Annotated in this window: 21 protein-coding genes; 7 read left to right on the top strand and 14 right to left on the bottom strand. The window is 70.3% G+C overall.

Annotation, left to right across the window (positions count from 1 at the left end):
- Nucleotides 1-15: 15 nt before the first annotated feature.
- Nucleotides 16-1,707, bottom strand: coding sequence for a S10 family peptidase (locus tag ACG04Q_RS04765; RefSeq protein WP_394509718.1), 1,692 nt, complete (start codon nt 1,705-1,707; stop codon nt 16-18).
- 58 nt (nt 1,708-1,765) lie between these two features.
- Between ACG04Q_RS04765 and ACG04Q_RS04760 the strand changes: the two genes are divergently transcribed.
- Entirely contained in the window at nt 1,766-2,905 is a 1,140-nt protein-coding gene (locus tag ACG04Q_RS04760) for an iron-containing alcohol dehydrogenase (RefSeq protein ID WP_394509716.1), read from the top strand.
- Nucleotides 2,906-3,098: 193 nt separating this feature from the next.
- Nucleotides 3,099-4,649 carry a methyl-accepting chemotaxis protein gene (locus ACG04Q_RS04755; protein WP_394509715.1) on the top strand — a complete coding sequence of 517 codons (1,551 nt, stop codon included), beginning with the start codon at nt 3,099-3,101 and terminating at the stop codon, nt 4,647-4,649.
- Here ACG04Q_RS04755 and ACG04Q_RS04750 read toward each other — a convergent pair.
- Together ACG04Q_RS04750 and aceA are read right to left on the bottom strand one after the other, a co-directional pair.
- Entirely contained in the window at nt 4,646-5,437 is a 792-nt protein-coding gene (locus ACG04Q_RS04750; RefSeq protein WP_394509714.1) for a hypothetical protein, read from the bottom strand. The genes ACG04Q_RS04755 and ACG04Q_RS04750 overlap by 4 nt on opposite strands.
- 143 nt (nt 5,438-5,580) lie before the next feature.
- Nucleotides 5,581-6,879 (bottom strand): isocitrate lyase, encoded by a 1,299-nt coding sequence (gene aceA, locus ACG04Q_RS04745; RefSeq protein ID WP_394509713.1) that lies wholly within the window; start codon nt 6,877-6,879, stop codon nt 5,581-5,583.
- A gap of 250 nt (nt 6,880-7,129) precedes the next feature.
- Between aceA and ACG04Q_RS04740 the strand changes: the two genes are divergently transcribed.
- The 3 genes from ACG04Q_RS04740 to ACG04Q_RS04730 are packed head-to-tail and all read left to right on the top strand — an operon-like array spanning nt 7,130 to nt 8,546.
- The gene (locus ACG04Q_RS04740) at nt 7,130-7,681 is read left to right on the top strand and encodes a GNAT family N-acetyltransferase (RefSeq protein ID WP_394509711.1); all 552 of its coding nucleotides are present in this window, start codon (nt 7,130-7,132) and stop codon (nt 7,679-7,681) included.
- Nucleotides 7,682-7,719: 38 nt separating this feature from the next.
- A complete protein-coding gene (locus tag ACG04Q_RS04735; protein ID WP_394487942.1) occupies nt 7,720-7,866 on the top strand; it encodes a hypothetical protein in 147 nt (48 codons plus the stop codon).
- Nucleotides 7,866-8,546 carry a GNAT family N-acetyltransferase gene (locus ACG04Q_RS04730; protein WP_394509709.1) on the top strand — a complete coding sequence of 227 codons (681 nt, stop codon included), beginning with the start codon at nt 7,866-7,868 and terminating at the stop codon, nt 8,544-8,546. Before ACG04Q_RS04735 ends, ACG04Q_RS04730 begins: the two co-directional genes overlap by 1 nt.
- Here the strand turns inward: ACG04Q_RS04730 and ACG04Q_RS04725 are convergent.
- From ACG04Q_RS04725 to queG, 6 genes are all read right to left on the bottom strand, one after another.
- Complete coding sequence (locus ACG04Q_RS04725) at nt 8,525-9,127, bottom strand: MarC family protein (RefSeq protein ID WP_394509707.1); 603 nt, start codon at nt 9,125-9,127, stop codon at nt 8,525-8,527. The genes ACG04Q_RS04730 and ACG04Q_RS04725 overlap by 22 nt on opposite strands.
- Nucleotides 9,128-9,151: 24 nt before the next feature.
- Nucleotides 9,152-11,521 (bottom strand): TonB-dependent receptor plug domain-containing protein, encoded by a 2,370-nt coding sequence (locus ACG04Q_RS04720; RefSeq protein WP_394509706.1) that lies wholly within the window; start codon nt 11,519-11,521, stop codon nt 9,152-9,154.
- 196 nt (nt 11,522-11,717) lie between these two features.
- Nucleotides 11,718-12,593, bottom strand: coding sequence for a site-specific tyrosine recombinase XerD (gene xerD, locus ACG04Q_RS04715; protein WP_394509705.1), 876 nt, complete (start codon nt 12,591-12,593; stop codon nt 11,718-11,720).
- A complete protein-coding gene (locus tag ACG04Q_RS04710) occupies nt 12,586-13,560 on the bottom strand; it encodes a tripartite tricarboxylate transporter substrate binding protein BugE (protein WP_394509704.1) in 975 nt (324 codons plus the stop codon). Before ACG04Q_RS04710 ends, xerD begins: the two co-directional genes overlap by 8 nt.
- 30 nt (nt 13,561-13,590) lie before the next feature.
- Nucleotides 13,591-14,196: a chalcone isomerase family protein gene (locus tag ACG04Q_RS04705; protein ID WP_394509703.1), complete on the bottom strand. Its 606-nt coding sequence runs from the start codon at nt 14,194-14,196 to the stop codon at nt 13,591-13,593.
- Nucleotides 14,193-15,341 (bottom strand): tRNA epoxyqueuosine(34) reductase QueG, encoded by a 1,149-nt coding sequence (gene queG / locus ACG04Q_RS04700; RefSeq protein WP_394509702.1) that lies wholly within the window; start codon nt 15,339-15,341, stop codon nt 14,193-14,195. Before queG ends, ACG04Q_RS04705 begins: the two co-directional genes overlap by 4 nt.
- On the opposite strand from queG, the gene tsaE reads away from it, so the two are divergent.
- Nucleotides 15,342-15,809 (top strand): tRNA (adenosine(37)-N6)-threonylcarbamoyltransferase complex ATPase subunit type 1 TsaE, encoded by a 468-nt coding sequence (gene tsaE, locus ACG04Q_RS04695; protein WP_394509701.1) that lies wholly within the window; start codon nt 15,342-15,344, stop codon nt 15,807-15,809.
- Nucleotides 15,806-17,176, top strand: a complete 1,371-nt coding sequence (locus tag ACG04Q_RS04690) for an N-acetylmuramoyl-L-alanine amidase (RefSeq protein ID WP_394509700.1) — start codon at nt 15,806-15,808, stop codon at nt 17,174-17,176. The genes tsaE and ACG04Q_RS04690 overlap by 4 nt, the downstream gene beginning before the upstream one ends.
- A 4-nt stretch (nt 17,177-17,180) precedes the next feature.
- Here ACG04Q_RS04690 and ACG04Q_RS04685 read toward each other — a convergent pair whose 3' ends face one another.
- Genes ACG04Q_RS04685 through ACG04Q_RS04665 form a run of 5 tightly spaced genes read right to left on the bottom strand, consistent with a single transcriptional unit; the run spans nt 17,181 to nt 21,826 of the window.
- A complete protein-coding gene (locus tag ACG04Q_RS04685) occupies nt 17,181-17,864 on the bottom strand; it encodes a phytanoyl-CoA dioxygenase family protein (protein WP_394509698.1) in 684 nt (227 codons plus the stop codon).
- 16 nt (nt 17,865-17,880) lie between these two features.
- Complete coding sequence (locus tag ACG04Q_RS04680; protein WP_394509697.1) at nt 17,881-19,080, bottom strand: FAD-binding domain-containing protein; 1,200 nt, start codon at nt 19,078-19,080, stop codon at nt 17,881-17,883.
- Entirely contained in the window at nt 19,073-20,620 is a 1,548-nt protein-coding gene (locus tag ACG04Q_RS04675) for a cryptochrome/photolyase family protein (RefSeq protein ID WP_394509696.1), read from the bottom strand. The genes ACG04Q_RS04680 and ACG04Q_RS04675 overlap by 8 nt, the downstream gene beginning before the upstream one ends.
- On the bottom strand, nt 20,613-20,783 hold the full coding sequence (locus ACG04Q_RS04670) for a DUF2256 domain-containing protein (RefSeq protein WP_394509695.1): 171 nt from the start codon (nt 20,781-20,783) through the stop codon (nt 20,613-20,615). The genes ACG04Q_RS04675 and ACG04Q_RS04670 overlap by 8 nt, the downstream gene beginning before the upstream one ends.
- On the bottom strand, nt 20,780-21,826 hold the full coding sequence (locus ACG04Q_RS04665; RefSeq protein WP_394509694.1) for an NAD(P)/FAD-dependent oxidoreductase: 1,047 nt from the start codon (nt 21,824-21,826) through the stop codon (nt 20,780-20,782). Before ACG04Q_RS04665 ends, ACG04Q_RS04670 begins: the two co-directional genes overlap by 4 nt.
- Nucleotides 21,827-21,859 lie beyond the last annotated feature (33 nt).

The following is a 21,859-nucleotide window of genomic DNA, read 5'->3' as shown; positions in this document are numbered from 1 at the left end:
GCTGGGTGGGTGGCTTCATGGAGCGCGCATTCTCGGCGGCACCCACGGGTCGCGCAGCGGCGCCTGGAACACGGCCTCCTCCACCGGCACGACGCTACCCGGCGCCTGCGGCGTGCCGGCACGGTCCACGGCCACCGCGGGCCGGGCCGCCAGCGCGCGCCGCTCGGGCCCGAGGTCGGCCGTCGCGCGCAGCGCCAGCGTGTTGGCGTAGAAGGCCTTCATGTCGGCAAGTTGCGCGATGCGCGTCGCGTCGTCGAGATAGCTCATGTGGCCGCCGGCGTAGTTGCGTATCGCCACGCGGCGGGCGTCCACGCGGGACAGGTCGGTCTCGGTCAGGCGAAAGGGTGTGGCCAGGTCGTGGTAGCCGCTGACGGCCAGCACGCGCAGCCGCGGGTTCTGGGCCAGCGCGGCGGCGAGGTCGGGCACCGTGTCGGGCAGCGGGCGGCCGGCGTGGCTGAAGTCCCAGTCGTTGATGGCATTGCTGAGCACGACGTAGGTGGACGCGTTGCGGTAGCCGAGCTGGTCGCGCAGGTGGGTGGCGATGCCCTGCGCAAAGCTGTCGCCTATCCAGGTGCTGGACGGGTCGCCCTCGGCGGCCAGCGCACTGCCCACCGCGGCCTTCATGCGGCCGTCATAGCGCCCCAGCAGCTGGCCGGCGATCAGCCACTGCCGGTAGCCGCCGGCCGACACGTCGAGCGCCGTCTGCCAGCGGCCGGCCGGCAGCCCGGTCAGGTCGGCCAGCGGCTGCCACAGCGCGGGCGTGGGCTGGCGGTCGGCCAGCCAGGCCTGCAGCGCGGGGCCATAGACCGTGTCGGCATAGGTGCGAGCCTGCGTGGCCCAGGCGTTCACGTCCGTGGGCACGGGCTGCGTCAGGCGGTGGAAGGCGCCGACGGCGGCGAAGCTCGGCAGGTAGCCGGCGCAGCCCTGGCCGGTGGTGATGCCGCAGTTGCTGTTGTAGTCCATGGCCGGGGACTGCAGCACCAACCCGTCCAGCATGACGCCCGCCTCCTGCAGGCGCCGCGCCAGCACGGCCGTGCGCGGGCCGCCATAGCTCTCGCCGAACAGGTACTTGGGCGACGCGGCGCGGTTGTTGGCGGCGAGGTAGCGCAGGATGAAGTCGCGGAACAGCGCCGCGTCGGCATCCACGCCCCAGAAGCTGCGGTTCGTGAACGGCGCGATGGCCTGCGAATAGCCGGTGCCGACGGCGTTGATGAAGACGAGGTCGCTCTCGCCCAGCAGGTGCTCGGCGTTGTCCACCATCGCGAACGGCCGGGGCAGCGCCGTGTCGGGCACGCCGGTCACCAGGCGCTTCGGCCCGAAGCTGCCCAGCTGCAGCCACACCGATGCCGAGCCCGGGCCGCCGTTGTAGAAAAAGGTCACCGGCCGCGTGGCCGCATCGGCGCCCGGCCGCGTGTAGGCGACGTAGAACACCGACGCCTGCGCGGCGCCGGCCGCGTCGCGCGCGATGAGGTGGCCGGCGGTGGCGGTGTAGCTCAGCGTCTGCCCGCCCACGCTCAGCGTCTGCGTGCTGACCGCGGCTGCCTCGACGGCGCCGGGCAGCGACGCGTCGCGCGCCGAGGAATAGACCGTCGTGTCGGTCAGGCCTGGGCGGTCGTCGACGGGCGGCGTTGCGGGAGACGGACTGCCACCGCCGCCCCCGCAGGCGGCCAGCGTGAGCAGCAGGGGCAGGAGCAGAGTCGCGCGCATGACGGCGAGTCTAGACAGGCGGCACTAGGATGAATGAAGACACCCTGAAGAGCACGCCATGGCCCAGATCCTGTACCTGACCCGCGTTGAACTCGAATTCGGCGCCAGCCGGCTGCTGCCTGCGGAATGCGAACGCGCGGGCATGCGCCGGCCGCTGGTGGTCACCGATGCCGGCGTGCGCGCCGCTGGCGTGCTGGACAAGGCGCTGGCCGCGTTCACAGAACCACCCGCGGTGTTCGACCGCACGCCGCCCAACCCCACCGAGGCCGCCGTGCGGCTGGCGGTCGAGCAACTGCGCGAGGCGGGCTGCGACGGGCTCATCGCCATCGGCGGCGGCTCCAGCATCGACCTCGCCAAGGGGGTGGCCATCGCCGCCACGCACGAGGGGCCGCTCAAGCGCTGGGCCACCATCGAGGGCGGCGCCGTCAACATCACGTCCAAGGTGCTGCCCGTCATCGCCGTGCCCACGACGGCCGGCACCGGCAGCGAGGTGGCGCGTGGCGCCATCCTCATCGTCGACGACGGCCGCAAGCTGGGCTTCCACAACTGGGAGCTGCTGCCCAAGGCCGCCATCTGCGACCCCGAGCTGACGCTGGCGCTGCCGCCCCACTTGACGGCGGCCACCGGCATGGACGCCATCGCCCACTGCATCGAGACCTTCCTCGCGCCGGCCTTCAACCCGCCGGCCGACGGCATCGCGCTGGAGGGCCTGCGGCGCGGCTGGCAGAGCATCGAGCGCGCCACGCGCGACGGCCAGGACCGCGACGCGCGGCTGGACATGATGTGTGCCAGCGTGCACGGCGCGATGGCCTTCCAGAAGGGCCTGGGCGCCGTGCATTCGCTGAGCCACGCGCTGGGCGGGCTGAACCCGCGTCTGCACCACGGCACGCTGAACGCGGTGTTCCTGCCGGCGGTCATCCGCTTCAACGCCGAGGCGGACAGCGTGCGGCGCGACGACCGCATCGCGCGTCTGGCTCAGGCAATGAACCTGCCCGGCCGCGACGCCGACGCCGTCGCCGACGCCATCACGGCGCTGAACACCCGGCTGGGCCTGCCCGCGGGCCTGACGGCGATGGGGGTGACACCCGAGTTGGACGATGCCATCGTCGAGCGCGCGCTGCTGGACCACTGCCACAAGACCAACCCGCGCATCGCCAGCCCCGACGACTACCGCGCGCTGCTGGCCGCGTCGCGCTAGAGCCTGTCAACACGGTGGCAGCAGCCCCCCGCTCCGGGTCCAGCACGCAACCACCGATATCGTTTGCAGGCGGCTTGGCGTGACCGAAGTCCCGGATTGACGCCGACGCCACGCCTTCAGCGGCCCTAGCATCACCTGTTGGCCCGCGTCACTGACGACGGGCATGACGACAAGAAGACAAGGGGCAGATTTCATGAGCAAGTTATCCATCGGCAATCGGTTGGCAGCAGGCTTTGCGCTGGTGCTGGCGCTGGCTGCCTGCGTCATCGTGGTGGCCTCGTGGCGGCTGGCGTCCACGGCCGCGGCCACCCAGCAGATGATGGCCGAGCCGCTCGCCAAGGAGCGGCTCATTTCGGACTGGAGCCGCAACATCAACGCCGGCGTGCGCCGCACGATGGCCATTGCGAAGAGCGCCGACCCGTCGCTGGTGGAGCTGTTCAAGGAAGACGCGGCACAGTCCACCAAGTCCTCCGGCGAGATGCAGGAGAAGCTCAAGGCCCTGGTGCGTTCGCCCGAAGAGCAGAAGCTGTTCGACGCCGTCGGCGAGGCGCGCAAGGTCTACCTGGCGTCACGCGACAAGATCACGCAGCTGAAGAAGGACGGGGACGCCGAAGGCGCCGACAAGCTGCTGACCGAGGTGTTCGTGCCGGGCTCCAAGGTCTATCTGCAACGCATGGAAGAGTTCCTGGACCACCAGCGCCGCAGCATCGATCAGACCGCCGCCAGCATCAACGATGCCAACAGCAACAGCCGCCTGCTGCTGATCGGCTTCGGCCTGGCCATGCTGGCACTGGGCATCGCGGCGGCGTGGAGCATCACGCGCAGCATCACGGTGCCGCTGGCCGCCGCCAACGAGCTGGCCGAGCGCGTCGCCAGCGGCGATCTGACACGCTCGGGCAAGGGCATGAAGGCCGGCTCCGACGAGATCGGCCAGCTGCAGATGACGCTGCGCCGGATGCGCGAATCGCTGTCGGCCACCATCGCCGGCATCCGCGACACGGCGGAATCCATCGGCAATGCGTCGTCCGAGATCGCCGTCGGCAACCAGGACCTGAGCGCGCGGACCGAGAAGGCTGCATCCAGCCTGGAGGAAACCGCCAGCGCGATGGAGGAACTGACCGGCACCGTGCAGCAGTCCGCCGCGTCAGCGGGCCAGGCCAATCAGCTGGCCCAGTCCGCCGCGAGCGTGGCGCAGCGTGGCGGCGAGGTGGTGGCGCAGGTGGTGCACACCATGGACGAGATCAACGGCAGCTCGCGCAAGATCGCCGACATCATCGGCGTCATCGACGGCATCGCCTTCCAGACCAACATCCTGGCGCTGAATGCCGCCGTCGAGGCCGCGCGCGCCGGCGAGCAGGGCCGCGGCTTCGCGGTCGTGGCCGGTGAAGTGCGCTCGCTGGCCGGCCGCTCGGCCGACGCCGCCAAGGAGATCAAGAGCCTGATCGGCAGCAGCGTGGAGCGTGTGGAAGCGGGCTCACGGCTGGTGGCCGAGGCCGGCAAGACGATGGACGAGCTGGTGGGGGCCGTTCAGCGCGTCAAGGACATCATGGGCGAGATCACCACCGCCACGGCCGAGCAGTCCGACGGCATCGCGCAGGTCAACATCGCGATCGCCCAGCTGGACCAGGTCACGCAGCAGAACGCCGCGCTGGTGGAGGAGTCCACCGCCGCGGCCGAGAGCCTGCGCGAGCAGGCGCAGACGCTGAACGGCGCGGTCGGGATCTTCCAGGTCGCGCGGCGCTAGCTTCCGCCACCGCCACCGCCGCAGCCGGAGCCGCCACAACTGCAACCGCTGCTGCCATCGGCGCAGCCGCCGTCAACCGCGGCCGCACCGCCACAGCTGCTGCCGCCCGAGGCTGCCTGGCGACGCAGCGAGGCCAGCTCGGCCTCGCTGACCAGCCCCAGCGCCACCAGCCCAGAAGCGGCCACCGCAAGGTGTGCCACCGGGCGACCGGCGGGCTTGCCGAAACCATCGATGCCGCGGTGCACGAGCCGGCCACCCGCGTGCCGGTACGCCCAGCCGGTGGGCAGGCGCAGCAGCGCATCCAGCGCAAACAGCAGCGGCAAGCGCGGGCCCAGCGGGCTCAACCCCTCGCTGCGGCAGGCCCCCACCCACGTGCGGGCCAGACATGCATCCAGCGGCGCGCCCAGTGCGTCGGCCTCGCGATGCTCGACGACGCGGTCGAAGAAACGCCGTTGCCATTCGGCCAGGCCGGCCGGGTCGGCATGCAGCCATGCATGCCAGACCGAGTCGGCCGCCTTGCTCGGCAGCGCGCAGGCGCCCTGCTCCTGCTGCAGGCGGCAGGCCTCGAAGAACTGAGCCAGGCCCAGCGCGCAGCGCAGCCACGCGGCATCGTCGACGGCCAGACCGGGGAACTCTGCGGGAGCGTGCCGCACCCACGCGGCACGAACCGTCGGCGGGATCTGGCCCACCGCCACGGTAGCCGGCGGGCAGCGGCGCTGCAGGGCCTGCACGCGGCCACCCTCACGGCGCCGGGCCCACCAGGCGCCGACGCGCGCGGGGAGGTTCAACCTTGTCTGAGTTGTCGCGTTGTCCATGACGTTGGTCCTTGACGCGAGTGTGCCGCACCGAAGACGAACGAAAAAAGGCCCGCCGAAGCGGGCCAACGTCGGGGAGTTGACTTTCCCTGATCTGATCAACGGTTTCGGTGTGCTCAACCGTGCTTGGCGTCGAAGAACTGTTCGTCTTCGGTCGAGCCCTTCAGAGCCGCGGTGGAGGCCTGGGCTTCGATGGTGGTGGTGACGGCGTCGAAATAGCCCGTGCCGACCTCGCGCTGGTGCTTCACGGCGGTGAAGCCCTTCTCGGCGGCGGCGAACTCCTTCTCCTGCAGCTGGACGAAGGCGCTCATCTGCTGGCGCGCATAGCCGTGGGCCAGCTCGAACATCGAGTAGTTCAGGCTGTGGAAGCCGGCCAGCGTGATGAACTGGAACTTGTAGCCCATGGCGCCCAGTTCGCGCTGGAACTTGGCGATGGTGGCGTCGTCCAGGTTCTTCTTCCAGTTGAACGACGGCGAGCAGTTGTAAGCCAGCAGCTTGCCGGGGAACTTGGCGTGGATGGCGTCGGCGAAAGCCTTGGCGAAGGCCAGGTCGGGCTTGCCGGTCTCGCACCAGATCAGGTCGGCATACGGCGCGTAGGCCAGGCCGCGGCTGATGGCCTGGTCCAGACCGTTCTTCGTGCGGTAGAAGCCTTCCACGGTGCGCTCGCCGGTGCAGAAGGGCTTGTCGTTGTCGTCGATGTCGCTGGTGACGAGGTCACCGGCTTCGGCGTCGGTGCGGGCCACCAGCAGCGTGGGCACGCCCATGGTGTCGGCCGCCAGGCGGGCCGCCACCAGCTTGGCCACGGCTTCACGGGTGGGAACGAGCACCTTGCCGCCCATGTGGCCGCACTTCTTGGCGCTGGCCAGTTGGTCTTCGAAGTGCACGCCCGAAGCGCCGGCTTCGATCATGGCCTTCATCAGCTCGAACGCGTTCAGCACGCCGCCGAAGCCGGCTTCCGCGTCGGCCACGATCGGGGCGAAGAAGTCGATGTCGTCTTTGCCTTCGCTCCACTGGATCTCGTCCGCGCGCTTGAACGTGGCATTGATCTTCTTGACGACCTTGGGCACCGAGTCCACCGAGTACAGCGACTGGTCGGGGTACATCTCGCCGTTGCTGTTGGCGTCACCGGCGACCTGCCAGCCGGACAGGTAGATGGCTTTCAGGCCGGCCTTGACCTGCTGCATGGCCTGGTTGCCGGTCAGCGCGCCCAGCGCGTTGACGAAGGGCTCGGTGTTCACCAGGCCCCACAGCTTCTCGGCACCGCGCTTGGCCAGCGTGTGCTCGATCTCGACGGAGCCGCGCAGGCGCACGACGTCGGCGGCGGTGTAGCCGCGGGTGATGCCCTTCCAGCGGGGGTTCTCGGCCCAGTCTTTTTCGAGGGCGGCGATCTGTTGTTCACGGGTCAGGCGGGTCATGGAAAGCTCCTTGCAAAACATCAAAACCGATGCCTCAAGCGTAGTCCTGCACCGGACCGCCGCATAGCCCCAAGTCTTATATAAGACAAAAAACTTTCTCCAAATAAAACAACAACTTATCAATCATTTTTCAAATCACAAAACGCAATTCACCATAATGAGAAATCTTGCGGCAGCGCAACATGGCGTCTTTTCACCATTTGAAAAGTGACTTTCGAATCGTGAGAGCGCACGGTTCCAGAATCACCGCATGAGCTTGCTGATCACCCCCAGGCTGCGCCTGGAGCCGCTGGATGACCGCCATTTCGACGGTCTGCACGAACTCAACCGCGACCCCGTCGTCATGCGCTACATCACCGGCCGGCCGGACACGCCGGACGACACGCGGCTGATGATCGAGCGCGTGAAGGCGCGCTGGGCCGAGTTCGGCTACTCCTGGTGGGCCTTTGTCCGCCAGGACACCGGCCAGTTGATCGGCAGCGGCTGCATCCAGCACCTCAACCGCGACCCGGCCGGCCCGCTGGAAACCGGCTGGCGGCTGCGCCAGGACGCCTGGGGCCAAGGCTTCGCCAGCGAGGCGGCGCGGCACATGCTGGGCTGGGCGTTCGCCACGCTGCGGCCGGAGCGCGTTTGCGCCGTGTGCCAGCCGGCGAACACGCCCTCTGCCACCGTCATGGAGCGGTTGGGCATGACGTATACCGGCCTGGGCCGCTGGTACGACATGGACTGCAAGCGCTACGACCTCACCACGGCGCAATGGGCCGCCAGCCCTGCCAAGGCGCGCTACGAGGCTGAGGCATAGTCCTGCCTTCTTCTTTTCTCACTCTGCACGGAGGACGCATGGCCAACACCGAACAACGCAGCAACAAGATGACCAAGAAGCCCAAGAAGGACGCACCGCAAGGCAAGTCCGCCGGCAGCGACCGCCCGGTGGCGCCGATGACGTCCGTGATCCCCAAGGGCAAGGAAGCCAAGAAGAACAAGTGATGCCTGATGCGCAGGCCGGCCGGCCCGAACTGGTGCAGATCTGGGCGTTGGGCTGGGCCCTCAACCGGCAGACACCCGCTCCCGTGCCGCATGCCGACGGCCTGCGCATCGACGTCGGGCAGCCGCGGCACACGCGGCGCTTTCTTTTCGCAGGGCTGTCGCCGGCGCTGGCCGAACTGGGCCGCGGCGTTGACGAGCCCTGGATCTTCCTGAAGGCCTGCGCGCCGGCTGAGTCACTGCGTGCGCTGCTGCCGCCGCACTGGCGCCTGGAGGCCGACGGCTTCCTGATGACCTGCGGTGACCAGCCCTTTCCCGCCGCCGGGCCACTGCCGCCGGGCTACGCGCTGGCCGCGACGGACGACGGTGCCGTCGTCCATGTGCAGGTGCATGCGCCGGACGGCAGCCCGGCCGCGGCCGGCTTCGCGGCATTGGGCAAGGGCTGGGCCACCTACGACCGGATCGTCACCGCGCCTGCCCACCAGCGCCGAGGTCTGGGCCGCGCGGTCATGGCCGCACTGCAGGCCCGCGCCCATGCACAGGGCCGCCGCGCCGGCGTGCTGGTGGCCACGCCAGAAGGGCGCAGGCTGTATGAGTCGCTGGGCTGGCGGCTGCGCTCACCGTGGGCCACGGCCGTCATCCCCGGCCCCGACGACGAGGTTCAGAGCCCGCCGACGAAGTAGCGCTTCAGACCAGCCAGCACCATCTCGACGGCGATGGCCGTCAGCACCAGGCCCATCAGCTTCTCAAGCGCCGAGACCACCGAGTCGCCGAGCAGCTTGCGAATGCGGTCGGCCAGCACCAGCACGATGCCCGACACCAGCAGCGCCGCGCTCAGCGCGCCTATCCATTCGTAGATGCGGTCCGGCTGGCGCGACGCCAGCAGCAGCACCGTGGCCATGGCCGACGGCCCTGCCAGCAGCGGCACGGCCAGCGGGAAGATCAGCGGCTCCTTGCCCGGCTCCAGCCCGTAGGCCGACTCCCCGGAGCCGCCGAAGATCATGCGGATCGCGATGATCATCAGGATGACACCGCCGGCCACCTCCAGCGAGCGCTCCGACAGGTGCATGACGCGCAGGAAGCCTTCGCCGAGGAACATGAAGGCGAACAGCACGCAGAACGCGATGCCCACCTCGCGCAGCGCCACGCGCGTGCGGCGCTCCTTGGGCACCGACCGCATGATGGGGATGAAGACGGGCAGGCTGCCGAGCGGGTCCAGCACCAGCAGCAGCAGGATCAGGGCGGAGAGAAAACTGTGGTCCATCCGCCCGGATTGTCCCTGAGTGCGTCAGAAGCGGTAGTGAGCCCGCGCGTAGTACGACGCGCCGTTCAGGCCGAACTGCACGCTGTCGTAGTAGAAGCCGTTGTCGGTCTCGAACGGGTCCTGCTTGGAAGGCTTCACGTTGAACACGTTGTTGCCACCGATGCTGAGCTTGAGCGCCGGCGTGGCCTGCCAAGACGCGCCCAGGTCCATCGAGGTCTTGGGCTTGTACTTCAGCAGCACGCCCTCGGTGAAGCCGCCCTGGGTCTGCTTGCCGAAATGGACGATCTTGGCCTCGCCCGTCCAGGCGCCCTGGGCATATTCGAAACCCAGCGTGCCCTTCATGCGCGGGCCGGCTTCCTCGATGAACAGGCGCTCGCGCGTGGACAGCAGCACGTCCTCGTAGCCCTGCAGCGCCGCCGGCGCATTGCGGCCGGTCACCGTCGTGCGGCTGACGTTCAGCGCCAGGAAGGTGCTGAGTTGACCCGCACCCAGCTTCGTGCGGTTGGACGCGGTCAAGTCCAGGCCACGGGTGCGCGTGTTGACCGAATTGACGAAGAACTGCGCCTGGCCCACGCCCAGCCCCTGCAGGATCGCGCCCAGGGCCGGGTAGTTGTCGGCATCGAAGCGGCCCGACAGCACGATGCGGTCCTTGATGTTGATCTGGTACAGGTCGGCCGTGACGGCGGTGTCGCTGCCGGGCTTGAAGGTGAAGCCCACCGACAGGTTCTTGGCCTTCTCCTGCTTCAGTGCCGGCACGCCTGCGGCGTTGGTGATCTTGCTGCCGTTGGGCGCCAGCACGACGTCCAGCGGCTGGCCGCTGATGAAGTCGGTGAACGTGGACGAGAAATAGAGCTGCTGCAGACTGGGCGCGCGGAAGCCCGTGCTCGCGGCGCCGCGCAGCAGCAACTCCTTGCTGAGCTTGTAGCTGCCGGCCAGCTTGGCCGTCGTCGTGGAACCGAAGTCGCTGTAGTGCTCGGCACGGATGGCCGCATCCACCGTCAGCGCAGGCGTAAGGCTGGCCTCCCAGTCGGCGTAGATCGCCTGGCTGTTGCGGCGCTTGTTGGTGGCATCGCCCGGCTGGAAGCCGGGGAAGCCCTGGCTGCCGGCGTTGCCACCCTGCCCGACGCCGTCGGCGTCGATGTAGGAGCCCGGCTCGCCGGCCACGATGTCGTACTTCTCGCGGCGGTACTCGGCGCCGAACGCGATGTTGCTGCCGCCCAGCAGATCGGGGAAGTAGCGGCTGACGTCGAGGTTGGTCGTCGCCTGGCTGAAGCCGAAGCCGCCGGCATCGAAGCTCGTCGGGCTGATCCCCTTGCCGCCCGCCAGCAGGTCCTTGTTGGCGATGGACGCGTTCAGCGTGTTGCTGATGTTGTAGCGCATCCGGTTGGAGCCATAGGTCTGCGACAGGTCGGTGTCCCAGCCGGCGAGGGTCGACTTCCAGCCGACGATGACGTAGCGGTCCTTCACGTCGCCGTTGATGAAGGGCACGAAGCCGTTGGGGTACATCGCGGCCGAGTTGCGGTCGGGGATGTCGTCGGAGCCCACACCGCCGCGAGCCCAGGCGCCCGATGACGCATCACGGTCCTGCGCGCCGGCCGTCAGGTAGACCTTGCTGTCGCCCGCCAGCGGGAACTCGCCGTTCAGGTAGACGGTCTTGTTCTTGACGGCGGTGTCGCCGATGGTGCGTGGGCCGACGTTCTCGTCGTTGGGGTCGTTGCGGTTGGAACGGCCGCGGTCCTGCCATTCGCCGGTGATGCCCAGCGTGCCGTCGCCCAGCTTCACGCCGCAGTAGGCCGACGCGAGGTAGTTCTTGCCATCGCCGGCCGAGTACTGGCCGTAACCGGCCACGGCCTCGCAGCCGGCCTTCTTCTTCAGCTGGATGTTCAGCACACCGGCGATGGCATCGGAGCCGTACTGCGCCGCGGCGCCGTCGCGCAGCACCTGCACGTTGTCGATGGCCAGCAGCGGCAGCGAGTTCATGTCGGTGCCCGTCGAGCCGCGGTTGCGGGCGCCGAACAGGTTGACCAGCGCCACCGTGTGGCGGCGCTTGCCGTTGACGAGCACCAGCGTCTGGTCCGACCCCAGGCCGCGCAGCGCGGCGGAGTCGATCAGGTCGGCGCCGTCCGCGCCGGTCTGGCGCGTCGAGTTGAACGAGGGCGACAGGTACTGCAGGCTCTGCGCAAGGTCGAACTGGCCGCCGCCTTCGACGATCTTGCCCATCGAGTAGATGTCCACCGGCACGAGCGTGTCGGTGCTGGACGCGGCGGGCAGCGTCTTGCGAGAGCCGACAACGCTGACTCGCTCCAGGCTGGTGGTGTCCTGGGCCACGGCGGCCACAGAGGCAAACAGGCTCAACGCGGCCAGGGCTGTCGGCAGCAGGCGGGGGGCGGGCATGGGGAACTCCATCAAGTAGTCTGTGATGGCGGCGCAGTTTGCTCGCGGCAAGACCGGCGTGGGGCCACCTGTTGCGGCCTGCCGACGGGATTGAAACCAACGAAACGAACGAAGCCGCTGTGCAACCCGCCGAGCGAGAACTATGCCTGGGTAGGGGCGGGAAAAACCCCTGCGGGCTTGCCACCCCCGCCCCGACTCAGCCCCTCGGATGGTGCTGCGCGTGCAGCGCTTTCAGCCGTTCCCGCGCCACATGGGTGTAGATCTGCGTCGTGGACAGGTCGGCATGCCCCAAAAGGAGCTGCACGGCGCGCAGGTCCGCACCATGGTTGAGCAGATGCGTGGCGAAGGCGTGGCGCAAGGTGTGCGGCGACAGCGGCACCGTGATGCCCGCGCTCAGCGCGTGGCGCTTGATCAGCGTCCAGAACATCTGCCGCGTCATGCCGGCGCCGCGGGCGGTGACGAACAGGTCGTCGCTGCTCTGGCCGGCCAGGATCTCCGCCCGCGCCTCGCGCAGATAGCGCGCCATCCAGTCGCGCGCATGCTCGCCGAACGGCACGAGCCGGCTCTTGCTGCCCTTGCCGGTCACGTGCAGCACGGCGTCCTTGAAGGCCACATGCGCGCTCTTCAGCGTGACCAGCTCGGTCACGCGCAGGCCGCTGGCATACATCAGCTCCAGCATCGCGCGGTCGCGCAGGCCCAGTGCGGTGTTCACGTCGGGCGCGGCCAGCAGCGCGCCGACCTGTGCCTCGCTGAGCAGCTTGGGCACGCGCAGCGGCTGCCTGGCGGCGGTGAGCTTCAGCGTCGGGTCGGCCGTGATGCGGCCCTCGCGCAGCGCCCAGCGGAAGTAGCGCTTGAACACCGACAGCCGCCGGTTCGCGCTCGTTGCCTTGCCCGCCGGCTTCTCGACCGCGTATGCGAACAGCTGGGCCTCGGAGCAGGCATCCAGCGGCGCTGGCGCCAGCCATCGGGCCAGCGCCGCAAGATCGCGCCGGTAGGCCGCCTGCGTGTTGGCGCTCAGGCCGTCTTCCAGCCAGAGCGCCTCGATGAAGGACTCGATGGCCGGATCAATCAAGCGTCAACTTCTGCTGCGCGACAACTTTCTTGTAGACCTCGAACTCCGCCGCGATCTGCGCCGCGAACTCGGCCGGCGAGTTCGCCACGATCAGCGAGCCGGTGTCCTCGATGCGCTTTCGCACGTCCGGGATCTCGACCGCCTTCTTGACGGCGGCGCTGATCCTGTCGACGACGTCCTTGGGCAGCCCCTTGGGGCCGTGGATGCCGTAGTAGGCCATGCGGTTGACGGCGTCCAGGCCGACTTCCTTGAATGTCGGCACGTTGGGCAGCGAAGCCACGCGCTGCGGTGCGGCGACAACGATGGGGATGAGTCGCCCGTCCTTGATGAAGGGCAGCGCCGACGGCAGGTTGTCGAAAATCATCGGCACCTGGCCCGCCACCGTGTCGTTCAGCGCCGGGCCGGCGCCACGGTACGGGATGTGCAGCACGAAGGTGCCGGTCAGCGTCTTGTACAGCTCCATCTGCAGGTGGCCGATGCCGCCGGTGCCGGACGTCGCGAAGCTGTGCTTGCCGGGGTTCTTCTTGAGCTCGGCGATGAAGGACTTGTAGTCCTTGGCCGGGAAGCTCGGGTGCACCGCGATGACGTTGGGCGTCGCCGCGATGTTGATGATGGGCGTGAAGTCAGTCAGCGGGTTGTACGCGATCTTCTTGTTGATGGCCGGGTTGGCGGCCGTCGTCGACACCGTGGCCACCCCCAGCGTGTAGCCGTCGGGCGCGGCACGGGCGATCTCGGTGGCCCCGATCGTGCCGCCGCCACCGGCCTTGTTGTCCACCACCATGGTCTGGCCCAGCAGCTGCGGCATGCGCTCGGAGATGATGCGGGCAATGATGTCCGTCGTGCCGCCCGGCGCAAACGGCACGACGAGCCGGACCGGCTTGGCGGGATAGCCCTGGGCCCAGGCCAGTTGGGCCAACGGGCCCATGCCGGTGATTGCGGCAGCTTGAAGGATGGCGCGGCGTTGCATGGTCTCTCCTCGTGGTTGGGTGCGCGGATGCTAGCCCGGCTGGCCCAGCAGTCCGGCGCGCAGCTTGGCATCGCTGTTGTGTTCGCCGATGAACACCTTCAGGAAGGCGTTGTAGAAGTCCTGCCCCTCGATGGGCTTGCCCCAGACCTTGCCGTTGACGGTGAGCACCGTGCCGCCCTGCGCAGGCAGGTAGTCGATGACCAGCAGGTCACCCTTCTTCACGCGGCCAACCTCGCTGATCGCCGCGTTGAACTGCTTCACGCGCTCCTCCACCGCCGCCTTCTCGGCGTCCGTGGAGTTGCGGCTGACGCCCTTGTTGATGGCCTTCACGAACTCCTGCGTGGACACGTCCTTCACGAGCGGAATGACGATGCGCAGCTCCACCCGCTTCGGGCCGCTCTGCGCAAAGACCGCCTCCGGCGTCGTCGCCTTCTGCGGCAGGTACAGCGCGGCCAGATAGGCCGAGTAGCGCATGACGAACACCTTGGCGCCGACGCCGTTCAGGTGCAGCGTGCTGCCGCCCAGTTGCACCGCGTCGGCGAAGTCCTGGCCTTCAAAGCGAACGGCCAGCGCCGGGGAAGACGCAGCCACGGCCAGGGCGAGAACAGCGGCGCGGCGGCGGATGGACAAACTCATGCAGGGGCTCCAACGATAGGCGGTGCGGAAGATAACGCGGTGGACGACGACGGCGCGGACAAGGCCCAGCCGACATGCTCGGCCACCAGCGCATCGGCGCCCTGCACCGCGCGTGCCAGCGCGTCACGCAGCGCGGGGTCGTCGCGCTGACGCAGCGCATTCCCGGCCGCCACGGCCAGGTTGCGCCGCCAGCGCTGGAAGCCGATGCGGCGGATGGCCGAGCCCTCGGTGCGGCGCAGGAACTCGGCCTCGTCCCATGCCAGCAACTCGGCAATCGACGTGCCCGCCAGGCCCGGGCGAACGTCGAAGTCGGCCAGCACGGCGGGCTGCGCGAACTTGTTCCACGGGCAGGCCAGCTGGCAGTCGTCGCAACCGTAGATGCGGTTGCCCAGCGCCGGCCGCAGTTCGACCGGGATGGGGCCGTCGTGCTCGATGGTCAGGTAGGAAATGCAGCGCCGCGCGTCGACGCGGTACGGCGCGGTGATGGCCGCGGTGGGGCAGACGTCCAGGCACGCGCGGCACTCGCCGCAGTGCGCGGTGACGGCGTCGGTCAGCGGCAGCGCCAGGTCGATGAACAGCTCACCGAGGAAGAACATCGAGCCGGCGTCGCGGTGCAGCGTCAACGTGTGCTTGCCGCGCCAGCCCAGGCCCGAGCGCGTGGCCAGCTCCACCTCCAGCACGGGGGCGGAGTCGGTGAACACGCGGTAGCCCAGCGGGCCGACGTCCGCCTCCAGCTTCTCGGCCAGCTTCTGCAGCCGGTTGCGCAGCACCTTGTGATAGTCCCGGCCACGGGCATACAGCGAGATCTGCGCCTGCGCCGGCCGCCCCAGGCCCGCCCATTCGACGGCCTGCCAGCCGGGCGCGGTGCCTCGCGGCAGGTAGTCCATGCGCGCGGTGATGACGCGCAGCGTGCCCGGCACCAGCTCCGCCGGCCGCGCGCGCTTCATGCCGTGCGCGGCCATGTAGTGCATGCCGCCATGGTGGCCCGCGTCCAGCCAGGCCTGCAGGCCTGGCTCGGCACTGCTGAGGTCCACATCGGCCACGGCGATCTGTGAGAATCCCAGCTCACGCGCCCAGCCGCGAAGCTTCACCATGAGAGGCTCCAGCAGCGCGGCAGCATCGACAGTGGACGAGACCTCTTGCATTTGGCTGCGATTCTAGAAACCGAACTGCCCTGGCCCGACGAGGCTGCGGCCCAGTCCTCCGCCGAGAAACTCGCGGCGGCGCTGCTCCCCTCCCCCAACGCGCTCATCGAACTGCACGGGCCGCTGGGCGCCGGCAAGACGACGTTCACGCGGCTGCTGCTGCGCGCGCTGGGTGTGCAGGGCCGCATCAAGAGCCCCAGCTACGCCGTCATGGAGAGCTACGAGCTGCCGAGCGGCGGCGTGGCCAGCCACTTCGACTTCTACCGCTTCGGCGACCCGCGCGAGTGGGAGGATGCCGGCTTCCGGGACGTCTTCGCCGCGCCGGGCCTGAAGGTCTGCGAGTGGCCCGAGAAGGCCGCCGGCCAGTTGCCGCCGCCCGACCTGCAGCTGTTCATCGAGCTGCTGCCCGACGACAGCCGCCGCGTGCGTGCGGTGGGTGTGCCGCGGCTCGTGGAGGCCTTGTCGTGAAGCGCCGCGAATCGCTGGGTTTCCTCGCGCTGCTGCTGCAGGCGCCGCACACGCTGGCGGCAGACAGCCAGGCCAGCATCGTCGCCGTGCGCGTGTGGCCGGCGGCCGACTACACGCGGGTCACCATCGAGTCCGACCGCCCGCTGGCGGCCAAGCACTTCCTCGTCGACTCGCCGCACCGCCTCGTCATCGATGTGGATGGCCTGACGCTGAGCCCCGGCTTGCGCGAGCTGATCGGCAAGGTCAAGGCCGACGACCCCTACATCTCCGGCGTGCGCGTGGGCCAGAACACGCCCACTGTCGTGCGCATCGTGCTGGACCTGAAGCAGCCCGCCGCGCCGCAGGTCTTCACGCTGGCGCCGGTGGCCGCCTACAAGCACCGGCTGGTGCTGGACCTGCGCCCCGCCGTGGAGGCCGACCCGCTGGCCGCGCTCGTGAAGGCGCATGACCAGCCGCCCGCCGCCGCGCGGCGCGCCGAGGCGGCGGCCAGCGCCGTCAACGACGCGCTGGAGGAGCTGATCCAGAAGATCGAGCGCCCGGCCCCGCCGCCGCCCAAGGCCCCGCCGCCACCGGTCGTCGCCGCGGCGTCCAGACCCGCCCCAGCACCGCCCCCCGAGCCCAAGCCGCCGGCCGCCGCCGCGGTGGACAGCCTCATCGTCATCGCGCTGGACCCCGGCCATGGCGGCGAGGACCCCGGCGCGGTCGGCCCGTCCGGACTGAAGGAGAAGGACGTCGTGCTGGCCGTGGGCCTGAAGCTGCGCGAGCGACTCCAGAGCAACCCCAACATCCGCGTGCTGATGACGCGCGACGCCGACTTCTTCGTGCCGCTGCAGGACCGCGTGCGCAAGGCCCGGCGCGTGCAGGCCGACCTGTTCGTCTCCATCCACGCCGATGCCTTCATCACGCCGCAGGCGCGTGGCGCGTCGGTGTTCGTCCTGTCGGACGGCGCCGCCACGAGCGCCGCCGCGCGCTGGATGGCCAACAAGGAGAACGCGGCCGACATGGTGGGCGGCGTCAACGTCGGCGCGGCCACCAAGGACGCCAACGTGCTGCGCGCGCTGCTGGACATGAGCACCACCGCGCAGATCAAGGACAGCCTCAAGCTCGGCGGCGAGGTGCTGGGCCAGATCGGGCGCATCGGCAAGCTGCACAAGCCCCGCGTGGAACAGGCGGGCTTCGCGGTGCTGAAGGCGCCGGACATCCCCAGCATCCTGGTCGAGACGGCCTTCATCTCCAACCCCGAGGAGGAGAAGAAGCTGCGCGACCCCGACTACCAGGACCAGCTCGTGGACGCGCTGGCGTCCGGCATCGCGAAGTACTTTGCGAAGAACCCGCCGATGGCGAGGAAACGCAGCACGACGCTGTGACGCGTCAGACGGCCTGATGCCAGCGCAGCCCCAGCGGCAGCTCGCGCGGCCCGAACAGCAGGTGCAGCACGCGCCGCCGCCCGGTCGGCGCGGTTGCCTTGGACGACGCGTGCAGCACCAGCGGCCGCATCAGCAGCGCATCACCGGCCCGCGCATCAACGGCCACCTCGCCATGCCGCTCGCGCGAGGCCCGGACACCGGCGTCATCCAGCACGCCCGCCCGGTGCGAACCCGGCACGAAGCGCAGCCCACCATCGGCTTCGGTCGCGTCGTCCAGATGCAGCCGCAACGCCACCATCTGCGCCAGCAGCGCGGCCGGTGCCAGCACGAAATGGCGTCCGCCCTTGACGGACCAGCCGCTCAGCGCGGCGTGCTCGACGCGCTCGGCCACCGGCACGGCCAGGTCCTGGTGCGGCGCCACCAGCCAGTTGCGGTCAGGCGACTTCTCGAACAGCGTGCACTGCACGGCCACGCCGCCGGCCGGCAGGAAGGGCTGCAGCGCCGGCAGTGCCTGCAGCCAACGCGCCAATGCCTGGCACCAGGGCTGCGTCAGCAGCTCACGCTGCCCGGCCGCACCGGGCGGCAACGCGGCCAGCTCGGCGATCAGCGCCTGGCGCCGCTCGGGCGTCAGCAGGCCGGGGAGGAGGCGGAAGCCTTCGGGCAGGGCATCGTCGTGCGGGAGCGGCATGACCCGCGCTTGTACCTCACCAGCCGGGCACCTCGTTGACCGCCAGCAGGTCGATGGCCGACGCCAGCCCGCGGGTCGCGCGCGTCCACCACTGCGAGAAGGAGTCGCAGCGGCGCTCCACCGGCGGGAACAGCACCGGCGCGGGCAGGCAGTCGGCCCAGCGGGGGAGCCAGGGCGCCAGGTGCGGCTCCGCCACGCTGCGCACGCTCGCCGCCCCTTGCAGCGCGGCGGTGATGGCCGCCGCGTCGCCATGCCAGACCTCGTCCACCAGCCCGGCCAGCCGCGGGCCGACAAAGCGCCAGCGGCGCTCGCTCCACGGCCAGGCGCGGTGGAAGTCGGCCACATAGAGGCCGATGACGCGCGTGCCGGCCGGCAGCGCGGCTGGCAACTCGCCCAGGTTCCAGGGGTGGACCAGCCAGACCTCGGCGCCTGCCACGCGGGCCGGGTTGGGCGCGATGGCACCCAGGTCGGCCGGCGGCAGGCTGCTCAAGCCGGGCTCGACGGCGGCCGTGACCCGGCCGGCCTCCAAAGCGCCCGGCCGGCGCTCGCGCGCCATGCGGTCCAGCGCCTCGTAGGACGTGTCGATGACGCTGCCCGGGCTGTGCCAGGCCGCGGGCGCATAGCGCGCCACGTTGTCGGCATTGAACAGATAGGGCTTGTGGCTGCCCGTGCCGGCCACCCACTGCCAGCTGAGGTGGTTGCTGGCCAGGTCACCGTCCAGCAGGTGGGCGTAGAGCCAGTCGGCGCCGGCGCGCCAGTGCACCTGGCGCACGTGCACCACGTAGCTGGCCAGCCACATGCGCGCATGGTTGTGCAGCATGCCGGTGGCGTAGAGCGTGCGCACGGCCTCGTCCACCACGGGCACGCCGGTGCAGGCCTGGCGGATGTCGTCGGGCAGCGCGCGGGCGTAGGCGTCCTCGGGCAGCGGGCCGTCGTGCAGCGATTGCAGGATGCCCTCACCCCGGTGAGCCCACACATGGCGGAAGTAGGCCCGCCAGCCCAGCTCGTAGACGAACTTGTGCTGCACGTCCATCGGGTGGCGGGCCGCCACGCCGGCCAGCACCTCGGGCAGCGTGACCAGGCCATGTGTGAGGTACGGCGACAGGCCGGTGACCGCGCCGTCCAGCGCGTTGCGCGTGCGGGCATAGACCGACGGCCGGACGGCGGCGATGCGCGCCCGGGCGGCCTCCAGCGTCGGGGCGAACGCGTCAGCCATGGCCCACCTCGCCGCGGCGGATGGCGCCGGCGCGTTCCAGCACCGCCTGCCGGTCCGCGTCGCTGAGCCGGGCCACGTTTTTCACCTGCAGGGCCATGCGCGGGTTGCGCGCCAGTGCCTGCTCGTGGCGCATCAGGAAGTCCCAGTACAGCGTCGTGAACGGGCAGGCGCGGTCCCCGGTGCGCTGCGCGGGGTCGTAGCGGCAGCCCTGGCAGTGCGGGCTCATGCGCTGGATGTACTTGCCGGTGGCGACATACGGCTTGCTGCCCATCAGCCCGCCGTCGGCGTACTGGCTCATGCCCAGCGTGTTGGGCAGCTCCACCCATTCGACCGCGTCCACGTACACGGCCAGATACCAGGCATGCACCTGCTGCGGTTGCACGCCCAGCATCAGCGCGAACAGGCCCGTCACCATCAGGCGCTGGATGTGGTTGGCGTAGCCATGCGCCAGCGTCTGCGCCAGTGCGTCGCGCAGGCAGGCCATGTCGGTGGCGCCGGTCCAGTACCAGGCGGGCAGGTCCTCGTGCGCGTCCAGCGCGTTGCCGTCGGCGTAGGCCGGCATGCGCGTCCAGTAGATGCCGCGCACGTACTCGCGCCAGCCGAGGATCTGGCGGATGAAGCCTTCCACGCTGGCCAGCGGCGCGTGGCCGGCGCGCCAGGCGGCCTCGGCGGCGGCCACCACCTCGCGCGGGTTCAGCAGCTTGAGGTTGAGCGCGGCGGACAGATGCGAGTGGTACAGCCACGGGTCGCCCGGCCACATCGCGTCCTGGTAGCGGCCGAACAGCGGCAGGCGGTGCGTGATGAAGTCCTGCAGCGACTGCAGCGCCTGCTCGCGCGTGACCGGCCAGGCAAAGGTGTCCAGCCGGCCGGGGTGGCTGGCGAAGCGGCGCTGTACCAGCGCGATGACGTCGCGCGTGACCACATCGGGCTCGAAGCCCGCGCGCGGCGGCAGCAGGCCCGGGCCTGCCGAGCCGAAGGCCTCGCGGTTGTCGGCGTCGAAGTTCCACTGGCCGCCCTCGGGCTGGCCGTCCTGCATCAGCACGCCGTGCCGCTGGCGCTGCTCGCGGTAGAAGTACTCCATGCGCAGCGACTTGCGGCCCTTGGCATGGGCGGCGAACTCGCGCACGGTGACGAAGAAGTGGCGGTCTTCGCGGATGTCCAGCGGCAGGCCCGCCGCCGCGGCCACCGCCTTGATGGCCTGCAGCACGCGCCAGTCGCCGGGCGCTGTCATCACCAGGCCGGCGGGCCGCAGCCGCGCGATGTCCGCCGCCAACTGCGCGGCCAGCGAGCCGGCATTGCCTGCATCCTCCAGCCGCGTGTAGTGCAGCGGCCGGCCCGCCGCCTGCAGCGCCAGCGCGAAATGGCGCATCGCGGCGAGGAACAGCGCCGTGCGCGGCTGGCTGCTCCAGACGTGGGTGGACTCCTCCGCCACCTCGGCCATCCAGACGGCATCCGTCGCGGCGTCGAAGCCGTCGAAGCCCGACGCGTCCAGGTCCAGCTGGTCGCCCAGCACGACCACAAGGTGGCGCAGCTCAGCCACGCGCGTCTCCGCGGCGGCGGCAGGCGTCGGAGCAGTACTTCACCTCGGCCCAGGTCTTGGCCCAGCGGCGCCGCCAGGTCATGGGCAGGCCGCAGGCCACGCAGGGCTTGCTGGGCAGCGCGGCCTTGTTGCCGCGAAAGCCCTGGCGTTCACGCGGGCTCATGCGGCCTCCGCCGCCCGGTGCGCCCAGCCCCGCACCGCCGCCGCCAGCGACTGCGCCGACATCCACGCGCCCTCCACGCCCGCGCCGCCCAGGAAGTCGCCGCAGACGCCCAGGCCTTGCGCACCGTCCCACCAGAAGGCGTCGCCGGCTGCCGTGAGGCGTGGCTGCGGCAGCGCGTAGCGCCAGCGATGCACCGTGCAGTGCAGCCAGTCCACCGGCCGGCCCAGGAGTTCGTCCACCGCGACCTGCAGTTGCTGCAGCACCGAGTCAGGCGGCTGCTCCAGGTGCTGGCGGCTCCAGCCGGCGCGGGCATGGGCCACCCAGTGCGCCTGCCCAGGCACGCGCTGCCGGCCGGGGCGCGCATCGTTGCGCATCACCCAGGCCAGCGGACCGGCGGCGGGTCGCGCCAGCGTCCAGGCCGGCGCGCCATGCTCGGCGGCCACGCCCATCAGCGTCCAGCACGGCTGCATGGGTGCCAGCGCGGCATGCCGCGCCCAGTCGCTGCGGTGCGGGCCCAGCAGCGGCGCGGCCTGGGCGGGCGGCAGCGCCAGCACGACGGCGTCGAAGGGCTCGCCCAGGCGCTCGCCGGCAGCCGCCAGCTGCCAGCCGGGCGACCGCCACTGCAGCTCATCGACGGCGCAAGACCAGGTGGCCGCCACGCCGGCCAGCAGGCGGCGGCACAGCTCGGGGTTGTCCGGCACGGGCACATGGAACACGGCGTCATCGCCCGCCGCCTGGCCGGCCTCTGCCAGCACCGGCCGCCACTCGGCCAGCCAGCCGGCCTGCAGGCCCTGGTCGACAAAGGCGGCGAAGGGCTCGGCATGGGCGGCCAGCCCTGGCGTGCCGTGATCCAGTCGCGTCTCGCAGGGCTGGCCGCCCTCGCCCCGCCAGGCCATGCGCCGCGTGGCCAGCCGCCCGCCCGCCCCGCGAGCCTTGTCAAACACCTGCACCTGGTGCCCGGCCTGCGCCAGCGCCTGCGCGCAGGCTGCACCCGCAATGCCGGCGCCAATGACCGCCACGCGCCTGATTTGATCCTTCAACATGGCCCGATCGTATCGGCGATGAATTCATTTCCA

The organism is Pelomonas lactea (genome assembly GCF_043555885.1).
GTDB lineage: Bacteria > Pseudomonadota > Gammaproteobacteria > Burkholderiales > Burkholderiaceae_C > Pelomonas > Pelomonas lactea.
This window is presented reverse-complemented; position numbering and strand designations above follow the sequence as displayed.